23 protein-coding genes and 2 tRNA genes are annotated in these 15,098 nt (G+C 34.9%); 20 read left to right on the top strand and 5 right to left on the bottom strand.

Going from position 1 to position 15,098, the window contains the following annotated elements; translation table 11 throughout:
* The first annotated feature begins 220 nt into the window (after positions 1-220).
* Both OGI71_RS00125 and OGI71_RS00120 read left to right on the top strand, forming a co-directional pair.
* Positions 221-784, top strand: a complete 564-nt coding sequence (locus OGI71_RS00125; protein WP_282253318.1) for a porin family protein — start codon at positions 221-223, stop codon at positions 782-784.
* 252 nt (positions 785-1,036) lie between these two features.
* Positions 1,037-1,110 (top strand) — tRNA-Pro (locus OGI71_RS00120).
* A gap of 613 nt (positions 1,111-1,723) precedes the next feature.
* Here OGI71_RS00120 and OGI71_RS00115 read toward each other — a convergent pair.
* The 5 genes from OGI71_RS00115 to OGI71_RS00095 are packed head-to-tail and all read right to left on the bottom strand — an operon-like array spanning position 1,724 to position 4,786.
* Complete coding sequence (locus tag OGI71_RS00115; RefSeq protein ID WP_282253317.1) at positions 1,724-2,164, bottom strand: hypothetical protein; 441 nt, start codon at positions 2,162-2,164, stop codon at positions 1,724-1,726.
* Positions 2,165-2,194: 30 nt separating this feature from the next.
* Entirely contained in the window at positions 2,195-2,614 is a 420-nt protein-coding gene (locus OGI71_RS00110; RefSeq protein ID WP_282253316.1) for a hypothetical protein, read from the bottom strand.
* A gap of 11 nt (positions 2,615-2,625) precedes the next feature.
* Positions 2,626-3,348, bottom strand: a complete 723-nt coding sequence (locus tag OGI71_RS00105) for a hypothetical protein (protein WP_282253315.1) — start codon at positions 3,346-3,348, stop codon at positions 2,626-2,628.
* A gap of 10 nt (positions 3,349-3,358) precedes the next feature.
* Positions 3,359-3,946 (bottom strand): hypothetical protein, encoded by a 588-nt coding sequence (locus OGI71_RS00100; RefSeq protein WP_282253314.1) that lies wholly within the window; start codon positions 3,944-3,946, stop codon positions 3,359-3,361.
* A 15-nt stretch (positions 3,947-3,961) separates the two neighbouring features.
* Positions 3,962-4,786 carry a LexA family transcriptional regulator gene (locus tag OGI71_RS00095; RefSeq protein ID WP_282253313.1) on the bottom strand — a complete coding sequence of 275 codons (825 nt, stop codon included), beginning with the start codon at positions 4,784-4,786 and terminating at the stop codon, positions 3,962-3,964.
* A 144-nt stretch (positions 4,787-4,930) separates the two neighbouring features.
* Between OGI71_RS00095 and OGI71_RS00090 the strand changes: the two genes are divergently transcribed.
* The 18 genes from OGI71_RS00090 (at position 4,931) to OGI71_RS00005 (ending at position 14,969) form a co-directional block, all read left to right on the top strand.
* Positions 4,931-5,173 carry a hypothetical protein gene (locus OGI71_RS00090; RefSeq protein ID WP_282253312.1) on the top strand — a complete coding sequence of 81 codons (243 nt, stop codon included), beginning with the start codon at positions 4,931-4,933 and terminating at the stop codon, positions 5,171-5,173.
* The gene (locus tag OGI71_RS00085) at positions 5,173-5,889 is read left to right on the top strand and encodes a phage regulatory protein/antirepressor Ant (protein WP_282253311.1); all 717 of its coding nucleotides are present in this window, start codon (positions 5,173-5,175) and stop codon (positions 5,887-5,889) included. Before OGI71_RS00090 ends, OGI71_RS00085 begins: the two co-directional genes overlap by 1 nt.
* Before the next feature lie 355 nt (positions 5,890-6,244).
* Positions 6,245-6,673: a hypothetical protein gene (locus OGI71_RS00080; RefSeq protein WP_282253310.1), complete on the top strand. Its 429-nt coding sequence runs from the start codon at positions 6,245-6,247 to the stop codon at positions 6,671-6,673.
* Between the two features lie 7 nt (positions 6,674-6,680).
* Positions 6,681-6,829 (top strand) — tRNA-OTHER (locus tag OGI71_RS00075).
* Positions 6,830-6,942: 113 nt separating this feature from the next.
* Complete coding sequence (locus OGI71_RS00070) at positions 6,943-7,206, top strand: hypothetical protein (RefSeq protein WP_282253309.1); 264 nt, start codon at positions 6,943-6,945, stop codon at positions 7,204-7,206.
* Positions 7,207-7,383: 177 nt separating this feature from the next.
* On the top strand, positions 7,384-7,899 hold the full coding sequence (locus tag OGI71_RS00065; protein ID WP_282253308.1) for a hypothetical protein: 516 nt from the start codon (positions 7,384-7,386) through the stop codon (positions 7,897-7,899).
* Positions 7,883-8,509: a lambda exonuclease family protein gene (locus tag OGI71_RS00060; RefSeq protein WP_282253307.1), complete on the top strand. Its 627-nt coding sequence runs from the start codon at positions 7,883-7,885 to the stop codon at positions 8,507-8,509. Before OGI71_RS00065 ends, OGI71_RS00060 begins: the two co-directional genes overlap by 17 nt.
* 258 nt (positions 8,510-8,767) lie before the next feature.
* Positions 8,768-8,929 (top strand): hypothetical protein, encoded by a 162-nt coding sequence (locus OGI71_RS00055; RefSeq protein WP_282253306.1) that lies wholly within the window; start codon positions 8,768-8,770, stop codon positions 8,927-8,929.
* Between the two features lie 4 nt (positions 8,930-8,933).
* Positions 8,934-9,185 (top strand): hypothetical protein, encoded by a 252-nt coding sequence (locus OGI71_RS00050; protein WP_282253305.1) that lies wholly within the window; start codon positions 8,934-8,936, stop codon positions 9,183-9,185.
* Between the two features lie 2 nt (positions 9,186-9,187).
* The gene (locus OGI71_RS00045) at positions 9,188-10,006 is read left to right on the top strand and encodes a DUF6291 domain-containing protein (RefSeq protein WP_282253304.1); all 819 of its coding nucleotides are present in this window, start codon (positions 9,188-9,190) and stop codon (positions 10,004-10,006) included.
* Positions 9,996-10,802: a hypothetical protein gene (locus OGI71_RS00040; protein ID WP_282253303.1), complete on the top strand. Its 807-nt coding sequence runs from the start codon at positions 9,996-9,998 to the stop codon at positions 10,800-10,802. The genes OGI71_RS00045 and OGI71_RS00040 overlap by 11 nt, the downstream gene beginning before the upstream one ends.
* A 3-nt stretch (positions 10,803-10,805) precedes the next feature.
* Positions 10,806-11,249, top strand: coding sequence for a hypothetical protein (locus tag OGI71_RS00035; RefSeq protein WP_282253302.1), 444 nt, complete (start codon positions 10,806-10,808; stop codon positions 11,247-11,249).
* Positions 11,234-11,560, top strand: coding sequence for a hypothetical protein (locus tag OGI71_RS00030; protein WP_282253301.1), 327 nt, complete (start codon positions 11,234-11,236; stop codon positions 11,558-11,560). Before OGI71_RS00035 ends, OGI71_RS00030 begins: the two co-directional genes overlap by 16 nt.
* Positions 11,557-11,721 (top strand): hypothetical protein, encoded by a 165-nt coding sequence (locus OGI71_RS00025; RefSeq protein WP_282253300.1) that lies wholly within the window; start codon positions 11,557-11,559, stop codon positions 11,719-11,721. Before OGI71_RS00030 ends, OGI71_RS00025 begins: the two co-directional genes overlap by 4 nt.
* Before the next feature lie 56 nt (positions 11,722-11,777).
* On the top strand, positions 11,778-11,969 hold the full coding sequence (locus OGI71_RS00020; protein ID WP_282253299.1) for a hypothetical protein: 192 nt from the start codon (positions 11,778-11,780) through the stop codon (positions 11,967-11,969).
* A 151-nt stretch (positions 11,970-12,120) separates the two neighbouring features.
* Entirely contained in the window at positions 12,121-12,948 is an 828-nt protein-coding gene (locus OGI71_RS00015) for a hypothetical protein (RefSeq protein WP_282253298.1), read from the top strand.
* A gap of 7 nt (positions 12,949-12,955) precedes the next feature.
* Positions 12,956-14,458, top strand: coding sequence for a hypothetical protein (locus OGI71_RS00010; RefSeq protein ID WP_282253297.1), 1,503 nt, complete (start codon positions 12,956-12,958; stop codon positions 14,456-14,458).
* Position 14,459: 1 nt separating this feature from the next.
* Positions 14,460-14,969, top strand: coding sequence for an HNH endonuclease (locus OGI71_RS00005; protein WP_282253296.1), 510 nt, complete (start codon positions 14,460-14,462; stop codon positions 14,967-14,969).
* Positions 14,970-15,098: the final 129 nt, after the last annotated feature.

Genomic DNA, 15,098 nt, shown 5'->3' with positions numbered 1-15,098 from the left:
ATAAACTGCCATGATCCTCTCGATATACGCGAGTTTACCCTTCAATATGTACATCCAGTCGAATTAAATGATGACAATGCGCTATCAGCTATGTAAGATTGGAACTAAAGTTAATTATCTAAAAATAGAAAAATGTTTTTTTTCTAAGGGTATACTGATTTTCCGTTGTCATAGAATAAAAGAACACGAAAAACTAGATAACAAAAAAATAGTATCAAAGATGAAAACAACAATCAAAGCGGCCTTAGTGGCATTGACATTACTAGGAATAACAGGTACAGTACAAGCACAGGAAGTTACCTATGGTATACAAGTAGGGAGCAACTATCACATGACGTCATTTGGCAATAAATCCGTTAAAGACAATAACGGCAAAGTAGGGGTTTCTGTTGCTGCATTTGCACGGATTGGAGATCGTATCTTCTTCCAACCAGGCATCGGAGCTAGTCTATTGCGAAAAGAATATACTTTTGAAAACACACAAAAGACGCCTAAATTCTATCAGATCAATCTTCCACTCCAAGTCGGTTATACATTTTTGCAAAATGGTGATTTCAGCCTTCGTGGCCTATTGGGACCACAATTAAATTATGATCTAAAGACTGTCAAATCCAGCACAGCTACAGATTATAAGAAATTCTCTCTTGATGGAAGAGCAGGAATCGGCATTGACGTTAGTAGCTTTACAGTAGACGCTTATTACAGCCATGGATTCACAAGTGTGGACAAAACTTTGGATGCCAAAAACAAAACCGTCGGCATTATGGTTGGGTATAAATTCTAACTGCAATTTTTCAAAAAACAGTTTCAAAAGAAGTTGTTACAATAACAAAAGTCCTCTGAAACTTTTTGAAAAAAGTGCACAGGAGGATACGAATAAAATTAAAAGAATAGGGATGTCCGACCATTTGTTTGGATATCCTATTTTTTTATTTAGATTTTATTTTTTGTCAATAATTATTATTTTAGCACCACCAAAAATTATTCCTGAAAAATCAAGTTTAGGATGATCAGATCTATATCTATTGGAATAATTCGGGATGTAGCGTAGCCCGGTATCGCGCCAGCATGGGGTGCTGGAGGTCGTCGGTTCAAATCCGGCCATCCCGACAGAGTTTAATTTAAACCATCTAATTTTCAATAAGTTAGATGGTTTTATTTTTTATATGGCACTATTTATGGCACTAATTCATCTCCGCCTTGGAGAACTTCTAGTATGCGGCCTTACATAAGTACCATCTTTTCTATAGTATCCTTTTACTTGGACTGTACCACCAGATGGTGTATATCTAGATGAAGGAGTATAATATGATCTTTGAGACGTTGAATCTATTGTTGAATTACTGACAGCCCCAGTGCCATATAACTTATTTGTCCATCCTTTCTTTCCATAAACATATTTATTACTTCTGGACCATCCCTTATAGCGCCCATATCGAAACTCTCTATAATCATTTTTCTCTCTACTACTATTAACGTAAATGGCGCTACCTGATGGTATTACTATTATATCGTGACTACCTTCTTCTGGTTTTGAATACAATACTATCTCCTCATCCGCATACATTTGTATGTAGTTATTAGTTACACAGGATGTGAACATGAAAAAAGATATGATCAACAATAACAGTCTCATTAATTTTTATATCTAATTTTATTAGTATTTTTGATATTATTTACTAATTTTTGTAGTTATGGTTTTTATTGATTTTTTGTCAACTATTTATTTCTGGATTGCCAATGCCTTTATACTATCTTTCGTATGCTCATTAGTTTTCTTTAGAAGACTTACCTCAGAAGATAGAGTATCAAGCTTTGCCCGGGTCTCCTTGCTATCTTGGTTATTTACCCAAATAGGAATGGCCGCGATGAGCATGGATATAATAACACCTAATGCAGCAATCCTTATGCTCCAAACATTGTTACTGATAGTACTTGTTTTTACTTTCTTGTCGATATCAAGATCCCGGGCCAAGTAGTCTTTATATTCTTGAAAAGATGAAAAATCCCTAACTACCATGTGGCCTTTATCTGTAAGCATAAAATAATCACCATTGTCTGTTACTAGCCCTTCAGCAATACCCATGCTCAGAGCATCCATGAAATCTTTACCAGTACTCTTTGATGGCCTATAGGTTCTATATTCCTCAAGAATCTTAAGCATTTCATATACTTTCATAAAATATAGTGCTGTTTACTTATTACCTATATACCATCTGTAGTACTCTAGGTCCTCCTGGGTAATAGTGTATTCTAGTTTTATTTCAGATTCCCCTTGTTTACCCTTGACCTCTTTTTTCATATACGAGTCACCAATGGTTACATACATCTTATTTTGGTTCATAAAACGAGGATCTGATTTAAGGTAAAGCGAAATCTTGTCTCCAACTTTTCCTTTGTCAGGTATGCCATAATTCATACTTGAATTATAAGGTATTTCTGTAAATTCATTATCCCCTATTTTTAGGTATCCTAGCCAAGTATCTTTAGTTTGATTAACACTAATCCAATACTTTACCTCTACAGTATTAGTATTAGATATTTTGTCTTCTTTTGAACAAGATCCTAACAATATGAATAGAGATGATATTAAGAATAATTTAAAAATATTCATAATTACTGTTTTTAGTTTACAATTAACTTGTTATAAATTTGAAGTATGTTCGTAATATTTTGGACTTCTCTCTTGGACATTTCTCTATCTGCATAATAGTCTTTACCTTGAAATCTTACTTCTGCTTTCTTATACTTTGATATGTCTATTAACATACTCATCAAATAATCATCTACAGTAACATCCGACACCTCTTCAACTCCTCCAGTAACATCTCTTCGAGTTTCCGTATCTTGGTACTCGTATTTTTTATCACCTGTCAATACTATTATCCTATTGAAAAAAATCCAATCTGAAGATCTATATTCTGCATAAAATCTCATTGACAATAAACCGTCTTTGATAACAATATAAGATCCAAATCTGTTACCAAACAAGTTTTGGTATGGTTTTATAAAAATTATATTATTAAATTTATCATTTTCAATAGTAAACCCTTTTAATTCAGATTTTGTTAGAGTACTTACATCCTTACTTTTTTTCAATTTAACTAAACCTTTACCTATATCTATTTTTGCATTATTATAAATCAATATAGCTTCTTTACTGGTACTAACACTAATTAAACTATCAAGTTTTTTAGTTACAACATCTTTTATGTCATTATTATCATCAAATGATTTCTTTAGGATGTTAATCATAGACTTCGCTTTCAATACCTCTATGGTACTGTCTGTTTGAGCTGATACTTCCAATAACACTAATGACAATATTATAAATAATAGATTTTTCATAATTTATACTTTAAAATGTGAATGAATCCTCTATGAAAAGCAGTAATTGGTTAATTGTAGAGGAATAAGTCTCTTCTAGAGCCTTCCTAGAACTTTTATAACCCCATATGTTATCTTTAGATGAAACACTTGAAAAGTCCTTAGACTCTTTGGTATTCGGTTTTAAAATAGTAGATGTCAATGCTGTTATTGCATTCCATTTGCCCTTTGGAAAAACAAAAGAACCGAGATTACCTCCAACTATACCGACACCAGCAGAAATTTCTGTTCCAAACCCAGCTCCATAAGATGCTAAATTTATCAGCACATTGCAGGAACCTTCTTTAGGTGTACTTCTATCAATAATAACAACTCTAGGGAATGACTTTTTAATATCATTAACTATTGTTGATGTAATTTGTTCTGAATCGGTATCTGTATTTAATTTCTCAGGTTTAACTCTCCTATCTTTAACAATTAAAAATAATGTATCCTTAAATGATACATCGTTTCTAATAACAAAATTTACTGTAGGAGGTTTCCATTCATACAACTTCTGTGAAAAAGCATTTATTGTACATATAGATAATATCAAAAAAATAGACAGTAACCTTATCATAATTTAATCTGTTAGTTATATTTCTGGAATAGATGGCCTATATCCTACTATTTTTCTATAAATGAATATTTGGAAAACGTCATCTAAGGGGATATTATAATCAGAATACTTCTTGTTGTACGAGCGACATCTTAAGTATCCTAAATCTGAATTATGCTCTACAATCTGCTTAAATACATTTCCTTCTCTAGAGCAAATTACAAATAAATTCCCTCTTATAGGTAATTTTTCTCCCTTTTCAAGTATATACTCTTTTACAAGTATCTCTGCGCCATCAGGTATGGAAATATCAGTACCGTCCACCATACTATCTCCATTAACTCTAACAACCAGGTAATTGCCTTTTTCAAATTCTTTTGGCACTAGCCTCTTTTTCGTCTCCGGTAAAAGATCAACGTTAGACCCTCCCAGTATTCCAGCGCTTGCAGATAGGTCTACATACTCAACCATCATATAAGCATCAGTGGGTATTGGCGTAACTTCCTGTTTTAATATTTTGTCATCTATTAATGCTTTGTCAATAGTATTTTGCATTTGCATTAACATATCAGTAATACTGTCTTCACCGGACTTATTAATATCCTTAATCTGAATTTTTTTGCCGATATCACCCCATATTTCTTCCACCCCTACCTCAAATGCACTCATAATTCTTACCACAACTTTGTCATCAAGATATTCTGTATTAAAATATTTGTAAACCTGATTTCTAGAAACACCTAACATTTCGGCCACTTCTTCCATCTTAATTTTTCTAAAAAGCTTCGTATCTGAATCTATAACCTTATAATTCTTAACAAATTCTTTAAATTTTTCTCCTTGATAACCAATGTGTTGCATAAAATAATACATTTTAGTTTACAAAATATTTGGATGATATTACATTTCGGTTTACATTTGTAATATCAAATAAATATTTACATCTACAATAGTGGTGCAAATATACTAAATGGTTTACATATTAATTTACAATAACTATTAATTATGGTTGCAAATGACATTACAATGACAAAAGTTCCTTCTAATTGGCTCTCGCTAAAAAAGAGAAGGGGTAAAGATGCACTTATAATGCCTGCTTTACGATCATTACCTGCGGGAATGCAAATAAAAGTTTCAAATTATGATACTGCTAAGCAGTATAAAAGCTTACTAAAGAAAGAATTTCCAGAAAGGACTTTTGAATATTACCAAATAGAGGAAGATTATTATTTAGGGAGGATATCATAATGAACCAATTATCAAACATTCAGCAAACAATGTCAAGCCGCGAAATGGCGGAAATGACAGGTAAACAGCACGCTCATGTAATGCAAGCTATCCGAAAGATGGAACTTGCATGGGAAAAAGTAAACCAATCAAAATTTGGATTGGTTGAATACACTGATGCTAAAGGCGAAAAGCGTCCAGAATACCAACTTTCAAAAAAGGAATGCCTATACATTGCTACTAAATTCAACGATGAAGCAAGAGCTATATTGATCAATCGCTGGGAAGAGTTAGAGAATAAACCTTCATCACCACAATCTGATGCTGTTGTTTTAGCTAATGCTTTTCAGATCCTTAACAATATGGTTGAAGATCAAAAACGATTAATAGCTCAAAAAGACAATGCCCTTATTCAGGCTAATGAAGTTATCACTAAAGCCATGCCTAAAGTTGCCTACTGTGAAGAGGTCCTACAATCAAAAACAAATATTACCATTAATGTGATAGCTCAGGAGTTAGGCATTACCGCTATTAAACTTAATCAGCTACTCAAAGAAAAAGGAATCCACTACAAACAGGGCGGTAAATGGCTACTTGTGTCGAAGTTCAGAAATAAAGGGTACACTGAATCATATACCCATACTTATACCAAGTATAATGGTGAAAAGGGTACCGATATACAAACACGTTGGACCGAGTTAGGAAGAGCCTTTATACACTCTCTATTTAAAAACTAAAACACTTAAATATCAACTATTTAAACAATCTGAAAAAGGTTGTCAGGCGTGAGCTATGCCTTTTAAATATGCTCTGAATATGGGGAAGATAAAGGCGAAGCGGTTCGATTCCGCAATCCCCTACCAAGCCGAAAGGCGAAAAAGTTCTTTAGCACTTCGATGTGTGATGTAGCGATAGCAAACTAATCGTTCCGGGCTGTAGGATTAACGCAGCGTCCTTATAAATAGTAAGGTTCAAACAATACCCTCAGGTTTGAAATAGTACCACGGGCATAAATAAACTGTCAATAGGTGTGTGCCTATTCTGATGAAGCAAAAGCAGAAACAGTATTATAAACCTTAGAAAATATATATCATGAGCGATTTAGTAAGCATGCAGGTAAGCCCTGAAATTATTAAACCAATTGTAGAAGCCAAAATTAAAGATGCTATTGCTTCTGCTTTAGGTGGCCCCGATGCTATTGTTGAGCAAGTAGTAAAGCAAGTGTTAACCCAAAAGGTGAGTGCTAATGGAAATGTAAGTTCCTACAGTAGTGACAACAAATACACTTGGATTGATGCTGTAGTTACTTCTCAAATAAGAGAAGCTGTACAAACTCAGATAAAGGAGCAAATGACAGTAGTAAATGGTGTAATTCAAGAAGAGGTTAAAAAATTCCTTCAATCTAAAAAGGGCAGTTCTCACATAGCTCAGCTTCTTTGCTCTTCTATGGCCAACAGTATTGGTAACCTATATAGAACAACTGTTAATGTTAGTTTTCAAGATACTTCTAACGAAGATTAGAACGGTCGGCGAGGTGGCGGAATGGTAGACGCTGAAAGCAATAGATCGTAACGTTTGGGATCATACACCCATGGGATTCTAATTTGACACAACGAAATCCGAAGATGTGTAGTAGGATGGTTTTTGTTGGCGCAGGTTCGATTCCTGCCCTCGCTACTCCAAATAAGGAAGGCAGATTTAAGACATTTTTAGCCGCCTAATAACGTAAATGTCAATAAGCCCGATTTGATAGTCGGGCTTTACTTTTTAAAACACTAAAATTTATTGATATGCTACATGTAACGATTGACGAGCAGCTGTTAACGGACATCATTGATAGAGCCGTTGATACAGCTATCAAAAAAGAAAGGCAGAAACAGAGTGATCCTGTAATATTGAACCTGACCAAGATGTCAGAAAAGTTCGGAGTTACTAGACAAACGGTTATCTCATGGGTAAATACAGGTCAAATAACCTCTATCCCAATTGGAGGATCTCATTTTTTCGACCTCAACAAAGTAATAAAGGAAAAAGAAACCAAAAGAAAACGATAGTTATGAAATACTTTAAAAGACAGATCAAGCGGTTAAGATATCGCTATGATATATTGAGTGACCAAGAAAAGAAGTCATTCAAAATGGATATCGCTGAGTGCATAGGTTGCACCCTTATGTTGGCGGCTGTGATAACAATAATGGTATTAAGTATTCTACTTGAAAAAAATTAAAGATATGAGCACACAATCAAAACATCACTTTAGAAAAGTATACAAGTCTGATCACCTAGGTGTGCCCGACTTGGAAGATTTAGTGGAGGAAGGTAAAAAACTAATATTCAACATAAGAGAGGTAAAACAAGAATATGGCGTTTCAGTTGCTGGTAAAAAAGGAGATTATAATATCGCATATTTCCATGAAGGTATTAAGCCATTGGTACTTAATGCCACTAATGCAAAGGTTGTAAAGACTTTTTCCGGAGGATCTTCTTTTGTCGAAGATTGGAAAGATATTTTAGTTGAACTGTATATCGATGCTACAGTAAAAATGAAAGGTGAAACAGTTGGCGGTGTAAGAATAAGGCCAGTACAACCTAAGATTGAGAAGGCTAAACCAAAGTTCACTTCAGCAAACTTCGAAAAAGCTAAATCGGCCAATGCTACAATAGATCAAATAAAAAAGTCATACGATATTGATCCTGAAACAGAGTTGGAATACTTAGCATATAAAGAAGATGGAACAGCGGAGTAATGAATGGTATCAGGAAAGGTTGGGAAGGTTCACAAGTTCTTCCATACATAAATTAATGGGCGCTAAAGGACTTGGGCAAACAGGAGAAACATATTGCATGGAATTAGCTATAGATATCGTTGAAGGTAAAGACTGGAGCGACGAATTCACTTCATTCGATATGCAACGAGGTATTGAACTTGAACCTATAGCTTTTGAAAAGTTTAGTGAAATAATGTCTATGGATTTTATTGATGTGCAGAAATGTGGATTTATAAAATTAAATAAAGACACTGGGAGCTCTCCTGATGGATTGGTTGGTGATTTTGGCACACTCGAAATAAAATGCCCTAAAAGAGACAAATTCTTTAACCTGGTAGCCTTTGGATCATCTGAGATAGACAAAGCATATCTATGGCAAATGCAGCACCAAATGATGGTAACTGATCGTCGTTTAGCATATTTCTTTAACTATTACATTCATAATGGTAAACCTCTTTGGCATCTATTAGAAGTTCAGCGAGATGATCAATCTATTGACCTTATGGCAAAAAGGATTAAAGAAGCCACCAATAAACGGGACGAGTACGTTGAACTAATTTCATCAAATATCCAATACAAGGAGGTATAAATGAAAAATCGATCCATAGACTTAAATGCTTACTATTGGGGTGTAATAATTGAACTATCTTCAATAGCCCTAATATCTAATGGGTATGAAAGGGAACGTTTTTCAGATATAAATCTTGTTCACAAGTTCTGGAAGACTACCCTTAACCAACCATCAACTAAAGACTTAAGCAACACCGGATTCATTAATTACATAGAAGATATACAACGCATATGCTCCTTATATCTAGGTTTCTATTTACCTAATCCAAACGAAAAAATGAAACATTACGAACTAATTTCAGAGACACATACAGGTGTAGATGTCGATGTTAGATTCAAATACAACAACAAGATTATGCAGGCTATTTACAAGTCTAAATCAGTTGATGTAAAGAAGCGGGAACAGGCCATTAACCGAACTATTAAAGCTAATATTTAAAGGTATGTCACAAATAAACAGAGCCGAATATCTTGACAACGAACTTGACAAGAATTTACCTTACAAGATTGTAGCGCCAAAACAAAGCGCGCTTCCAATAAGGACTAACACCAAAGAAAATGCTTTGAGCATATTCAAAGAAATCACCGATCAGGGTTTTGCCGCTATACTTACGTACAACAATTATGTAACTAAGACATGTACCATACTTAAAACTGGTCCACATACTATTTACAATTTAGCTCAGGAGGAATAGGTATGGCGGATGACAAAAAATCGTTTGTTGCGTATGCCGACTGGCAGGGACAATTCAATCTTTTGTCAAATGAGGAAGCCGGTATTTTAATCAAACATATACTTTCATATGTGAATGATGAATATCCGGAACTGCCAAATGATAACAGGATTTTGAACATAGCGTTCGAGCCAATTAAGTCACAACTTAAGAGAGATCTTAAGAAATACGAGACAAAAAAGAAAGACAAAAGCGAAAACGGAGCGATAGGAAATTTAAAAAGATGGCATGTCGATTTGTATGAACTTTTCATTAAAAACGAAATATCACTAGAACAGGCAAAAAATATCGCTTCCAGTCGCACGAAATCGCATAGCGATAACAGCGATCGCACCCGTATCGCCACTGTCGCAAACATCGCTGATACTGTTACTGTAACTGATACTGTTAATGATACTGTAACTGTTACTGTGAGTGATACTGTAATAGGCGATCCACACACAAAAAATTTTTCTACTTCATTCGGTAAACAGTCAATTGAAATTTTAAAAAAAAATTGCGCGGGACATAAAAGTTGGCTCGATTCAATAGGAATGAAAAATTCTCTTTTGCCTGATCAGGTTTTAGAATGGTTTGACGCTTTTTGCCTTCACTTGCTTTCATCAGGAAAGACGGAGGAAACAGAATCAGAATTCAAGCGATACTGTTCGTCGTGGATCAGCTCGGAGATTAGGCAAGGTCGGACGATAAAAATTGAACAACCACCTGAAAAATCAAAGCCTGCAAAAGTAAACCTACAGCAAGCTTTTCAACAATCAATAATCAAAGAACATGGACAATAAATTGCAAGTAACAGATCAAAACTGGCAAGCAGCGCACGGACTATCCAGGATAGCCGACGCCCTTAGTACACCACAGGTCAGGCACATTGACAAAGTATCTTTCAATTCAGTTGTTCAGCCTGCGATTTACAAAGCTTTCATGAGCCGTGGGCAATTCGAGATCGAGCAGGAAAAGATAGACCACATCGTAACTTCTTTTCATGATGCTATCATGCTATCCTGCCCAAGCATAAGGGTTGAAGAAATACCCATAGCGATTGAAAAAGGAATTTTAGGCTTTTACGGAGACTTTCACGGCCTGAACGTGGTTTCACTTACAAACTTCGTAAAAATTCACTACACAAGCTCTGAAAGGCTTAAAATCGTAAATCAATCACCAACTAAGGGAGACGAAAACAAAAAACCATCAGAAAGTGAAATTTTGGAAACAGATAAGAAGCTTTTATTACATGCTTTTGATAGGTATAAATCGACCGGATTTTATGAGGATCATGGTAATTATTTGTACAAGGCAGCTGCAAAAAAATTGAACCTATTTTCCTTGTCACCTGAACGACAAAAGTACTTTTTGGAGGAGGGTAAAAAAGTGGCAATAAATAAGATTAGAGGAGAAATTGTACAGCACCCGAATAGACATAATCAATTGTCGCTTGAACTCAATGATGCTAATAACCTTGTTGCTAATACCGACGGCATCCGCAAAGTTTACAAAGAATCACTTCAATTGGCTTTACTGGACTGGTTTAAGGGACTGGTGGAGATGGAAACAGAATTAAAAGACATTTTAGAACCATAAAAAATGGAAAGAAACTTAGAAAACGTGCATGTAGTAATCTATAGCAAAAAGATGCTAAAAGAAGCTATCAAGCGCTTAAACAACCACGGACAAAACATTGAAACTGATATAATGTGTGATTATAAGTTTCACGGTAATGACTTGTTAATTTACCATGGTGGTTTGTTCAAAGTTATTCAATGCTTGCCTACACATCCTAATCACGAAGTAACATTAAATGAACTTTGTGAAATGATTATTGATAAAGATGATTCTATATTCAAAATTGGTGACTGGATACTTGCTGAAGTAAATGGAAATGAAAATACTGGATTTTCGGTGATGTTGCTTACTCTTGAATCAAGTGTTGATTATTATAACCAACCAAATTGTCCACATTCGGCGTTTAAGATTACCCATGATACTTTTAAAAAACTCAGAAAGGATGCTTTATGTGGCAAACAATAAACATCAAGCCTTTATCAGTTAATCAAGCATGGCAAGGGAAACGGTTTAAAACCCCTCAGTACAAAGCATACGAAAAAATAGTTTTGCTTTCCCTTCCTCTCCTATCAATACCAAAACCTCCTCTTAAAATTTACCTAGAATTCGGACAATCAAGCCCAATGGCTGACTGGGATAATCCTGTAAAACCTTTTCAGGACATCTTACAAAAGAAGTACGGATTCAATGATAAAGACATAGAGGAGGCACACGTAAAAAAAACAATAGTCCCTAAAGGACAAGAGTATTCAAAATTTAAAATAGAATCAATATGAAAGCGCCCGAAGTAATTTTAATAATTGTTTGGACTTTAAATGTAGCAATAAGTTTGAGTAAACATGGCGAACCGAAAGATGGTAAATACAACTTTTGGATCGAATTAATTAGTGTTTTTATTGCCTACTTCTTCCTAAAATGGGCAGGCTTATTCCAGTAATATGATTAAACCCAAAACATCAACCTGCATATCTTGCGGAAATACCCGACAGATATATGCAAAGAAGATGTGTTGTTGGTGTTACGATAAGCAAAGAAAGAAGACTCCCCTACCCAAGCCTAAAAAGCAAATACGAAAATTTTCTAAAAAGTCACTGGACCAGCTTAAGCGGTACCGGATATTACGAGATAAATATCTCGAAGAAAATCCTATTTGCCAATATCCAGGGTGCAAAAGTAGGGAAGTAACATTACATCATATAGCCGGAAGAATAGGTGCTTTCTTAACAGATAAGCGCTTTTTTTCTGCCCTATGCTGGCCACATCACCAACACATCGAAACGCACCCAGAAGAAGCCAAAAAACTTGGTTTAAGTATTTCACGACTAAATAAAGAGACATGAAAGCGTATTCAATAGAAATGGTAATTGAAGCTTTTACATTGAAGTCCAAAGGTTACTCGAATATGGAAGTAGCCAATCACTTTAACATAGCCTATACCAATTTAAACAACCTGATTGCTGCATATAAAAAGAAAGGTTTCGACTACGTAGAACCTAAAATATACCTGTATGCTAAAATCAGGAAAGACTATGATTCGAAGGTTCCTGTGCCGGATATCCTCAAAAAGTATAGCATTACTAGGGGCGTTTTATACGGCTGCCTTACGTATTGTAAAAACAACAACTTAACAGATCCTCCTGAGCAAAATCTAGTTATTCCAGATGTGTCAAAACTTACAAATAGATATCTTATAAGAAAGCTTAACCTTGTCGGAAGGGATAATAAAATAAGGGAAAAGTACAAAAATGGCGCTTCTATTGTTTCGATAGGAAACGAATTCGACTTATCACCCCGGCACATATCTACAATAGTGGGTGTTAAGGAAAAGAAAATAAAACCACCTAAGCCTAAAATTATTAAAAAGGCTCCTTCCACACTCAAAAAACCGAAAGAGGTTAAACCGATCAAACTACCTGTTTTAAAAGTAAGCAAGAAGACCAAAAAAATACAATCATCTCCTACTAAAGATCAGGTTTTAAAGAAAATGAACATCGGTGAAATCAAGCTTTTAAAGGGAGAGAAAGTATTTAAAACTAGAAATCACGACATCACCCAACAACGTTCTATACCGCTTGGAGATCTTAAAAACACTGTAATATTCGTAAAGATATCCGATCCCCGTACGGACGAAGAAATAAGAAACGCATATCTCAATAAAAAATAACCACAAAATGAAAACAATTAAAGATTTTACTCCCGAGATCCAAGCCAAAATACCTGAATATCTTGATAAATATACTAAAGGTGTATTTGATGGTGGGCGATACAATTCTTTTAAAAAGGAAAACGCTGAAGCGCTTATCCATTGGAACTACGAAAAATGTGGATATAAAAATCCTGTAGTTTTAGTAGCTGAAAATCCATATGAAAGTCAGATACTATTCAACTATATAAAGGCAAATGATAAGGTATTCACACCTATACTTTACTTGATATATTGCATTAAAAACGGCATAGAATTACCAAAACTGGGATATTCTCCAAAAATAGAAAGCGAACAGTTGTACTCACAGTTGTACTCACAGTTGCGCTCACAGTTGGACTCACAGTTGTACTCACAGTTGCGCTCACAGTTGGACTCACAGTTGGACTCACAGTTGTACTCACAGTTGCGCTCACAGTTGTACTCACAGTTGGACTCACAGTTGTACTCACAGTTGCGCTCACAGTTGTACTCACAGTTGGACTCACAGTTGTACTCACAGTTGCGCTCACAGTTGGACTCACAGTTGTACTCACAGTTGGACTCACAGTTGCGCTCACAGTTGTACTCACAGTTGGACTCACAGTTGTACTCACAGTTGGGCAAGTACAATTATGATTACCTTTTTACTACTAATGTATACTCAAATGCTCTTATCGCATGGTATGGGTTTATGGCAAATGAATTAAAAATTGATGCGCCAATAAATGTAGATTTAAATACCTGGAACGACTTGTATGTTCAGTCTGGAGTATACTCCGCAATATTCTCTGAGTTGGTTTGTGTTGTATCGAAATATCCTCAAAAAGTTCACAGAAATTCTAGCAATGATCTTCATAACACAAGTGGCATTGCTGTAGAATGGGGGCATTCAACAGATATCACCCAGTTTGACTGCTACTACGTTGACGGATTCAATTTAGGAAAAGAAATGTTTGACAAACTTTCACGTCAGGAAATAACCTTTGAAGATTTTGTTAAAGAGAGCAACGAGGAAATTAAGTCATCAATACTAGCATTCTACCGGGATAAGTTCGGCGATGAATTCATGTTTAGGTTCCTTTCAAAAAACCTTAAAGAGATCGACAACTATGTTGACAAGAAGGCGCCTAAATTTCTTGAAGGCACTACAGGAGGAATGAATATTGGTGTATATACTTTATTCAAAGGAAGGCTTATGAACGAAGATATCGCTTTCATTCGCTGCTATTGCCCGAGTACTGACCGTATGTTTTTTCTTGGTGTAGAGCCATCAAACAATAGTGCTAAAGATGCTATTGCATCACTTTACCGAGTCCCTAGAAAATTAAGAAAACACATAAGTGCCATTAATCGACAAGGTGAGGTGTATAGCACAAACTTCACAGATGAAGGACTATTAATCTTAAAAAATCTTCCAAAGAGTGATATCCAAGATTTGGTCGGCATATCCGGCGAAGAGTACTTCAATAAAATCAAATACGAATATTAATATGAAAAGTAAAGTGTATAAAGGATATACCATTTGTAGCGATGGCTCTATATTGGGAAAATCAGGACAAAAAATATCCCCTAAAGATAATGGTAGAGGTTATAAAAGTATCGGTATTTATGCCAATGGTTTAGTAAAATATGAATATATACATAGACTAGTTGCTTTATGTTTTATCCCTAATCCTGATAATAAAAAATGTGTTAACCATAAGAATGGGATAAAACATGACAATAGGGTTGAAAATTTAGAATGGATTACTCATTCTGAAAATGTAAACCATGCATATAAGACTGGTTTGTGGGATACTCAAAAGGCTTCGATAAAAAAAGCTAGTGATATTGCTCACCTTAATAAAAGAATTAAAGTAATAGACACTTCCACTAAAAAAGTTTACTGTTCAATAAAAGACGCCTCAGTTAAACTAAATATTGAATATTCAGGACTAAAAAGAATGCTTTCAGGCATTAGAAAGAATAACACTTCATTAACATATTTCAATAACAATTAAAATTAAAAACATGGTACAAAATCAAAAAGTAAATGTAGCCTCTAAAGAGAGTACTTCTGGCCATTATGCTGTTAATCCTAAACGAGTAGTAATGTTAGATGATATCAACGAAACTCGATTTGTTGAAGG

This window comes from Sphingobacterium sp. ML3W (assembly GCF_029542085.1).
In the GTDB taxonomy this organism is placed as follows: domain Bacteria; phylum Bacteroidota; class Bacteroidia; order Sphingobacteriales; family Sphingobacteriaceae; genus Sphingobacterium.
This window is presented reverse-complemented; position numbering and strand designations above follow the sequence as displayed.

Excerpts from the sequence above, each read along its gene's own strand:
- OGI71_RS00125 (WP_282253318.1), top strand. The coding sequence starts at position 221 with ATGAAAACAACAATCAAAGCGGCCTTAGTGGCATTGACATTACTAGGA.
- OGI71_RS00115 (WP_282253317.1), bottom strand. The coding sequence starts at position 2,164 with ATGCTTAAGATTCTTGAGGAATATAGAACCTATAGGCCATCAAAGAGT.
- OGI71_RS00110 (WP_282253316.1), bottom strand. The coding sequence starts at position 2,614 with ATGAATATTTTTAAATTATTCTTAATATCATCTCTATTCATATTGTTA.
- OGI71_RS00105 (WP_282253315.1), bottom strand. The coding sequence starts at position 3,348 with ATGAAAAATCTATTATTTATAATATTGTCATTAGTGTTATTGGAAGTA.
- OGI71_RS00100 (WP_282253314.1), bottom strand. The coding sequence starts at position 3,946 with ATGATAAGGTTACTGTCTATTTTTTTGATATTATCTATATGTACAATA.
- OGI71_RS00095 (WP_282253313.1), bottom strand. The coding sequence starts at position 4,786 with ATGCAACACATTGGTTATCAAGGAGAAAAATTTAAAGAATTTGTTAAG.
- OGI71_RS00090 (WP_282253312.1), top strand. The coding sequence starts at position 4,931 with ATGGTTGCAAATGACATTACAATGACAAAAGTTCCTTCTAATTGGCTC.
- OGI71_RS00085 (WP_282253311.1), top strand. The coding sequence starts at position 5,173 with ATGAACCAATTATCAAACATTCAGCAAACAATGTCAAGCCGCGAAATG.
- OGI71_RS00080 (WP_282253310.1), top strand. The coding sequence starts at position 6,245 with ATGAGCGATTTAGTAAGCATGCAGGTAAGCCCTGAAATTATTAAACCA.
- OGI71_RS00070 (WP_282253309.1), top strand. The coding sequence starts at position 6,943 with ATGCTACATGTAACGATTGACGAGCAGCTGTTAACGGACATCATTGAT.
- OGI71_RS00065 (WP_282253308.1), top strand. The coding sequence starts at position 7,384 with ATGAGCACACAATCAAAACATCACTTTAGAAAAGTATACAAGTCTGAT.
- OGI71_RS00060 (WP_282253307.1), top strand. The coding sequence starts at position 7,883 with ATGGAACAGCGGAGTAATGAATGGTATCAGGAAAGGTTGGGAAGGTTC.
- OGI71_RS00055 (WP_282253306.1), top strand. The coding sequence starts at position 8,768 with ATGAAACATTACGAACTAATTTCAGAGACACATACAGGTGTAGATGTC.
- OGI71_RS00050 (WP_282253305.1), top strand. The coding sequence starts at position 8,934 with ATGTCACAAATAAACAGAGCCGAATATCTTGACAACGAACTTGACAAG.
- OGI71_RS00045 (WP_282253304.1), top strand. The coding sequence starts at position 9,188 with ATGGCGGATGACAAAAAATCGTTTGTTGCGTATGCCGACTGGCAGGGA.
- OGI71_RS00040 (WP_282253303.1), top strand. The coding sequence starts at position 9,996 with ATGGACAATAAATTGCAAGTAACAGATCAAAACTGGCAAGCAGCGCAC.
- OGI71_RS00035 (WP_282253302.1), top strand. The coding sequence starts at position 10,806 with ATGGAAAGAAACTTAGAAAACGTGCATGTAGTAATCTATAGCAAAAAG.
- OGI71_RS00030 (WP_282253301.1), top strand. The coding sequence starts at position 11,234 with ATGTGGCAAACAATAAACATCAAGCCTTTATCAGTTAATCAAGCATGG.
- OGI71_RS00025 (WP_282253300.1), top strand. The coding sequence starts at position 11,557 with ATGAAAGCGCCCGAAGTAATTTTAATAATTGTTTGGACTTTAAATGTA.
- OGI71_RS00020 (WP_282253299.1), top strand. The coding sequence starts at position 11,778 with ATGCAAAGAAGATGTGTTGTTGGTGTTACGATAAGCAAAGAAAGAAGA.
- OGI71_RS00015 (WP_282253298.1), top strand. The coding sequence starts at position 12,121 with ATGAAAGCGTATTCAATAGAAATGGTAATTGAAGCTTTTACATTGAAG.
- OGI71_RS00010 (WP_282253297.1), top strand. The coding sequence starts at position 12,956 with ATGAAAACAATTAAAGATTTTACTCCCGAGATCCAAGCCAAAATACCT.
- OGI71_RS00005 (WP_282253296.1), top strand. The coding sequence starts at position 14,460 with ATGAAAAGTAAAGTGTATAAAGGATATACCATTTGTAGCGATGGCTCT.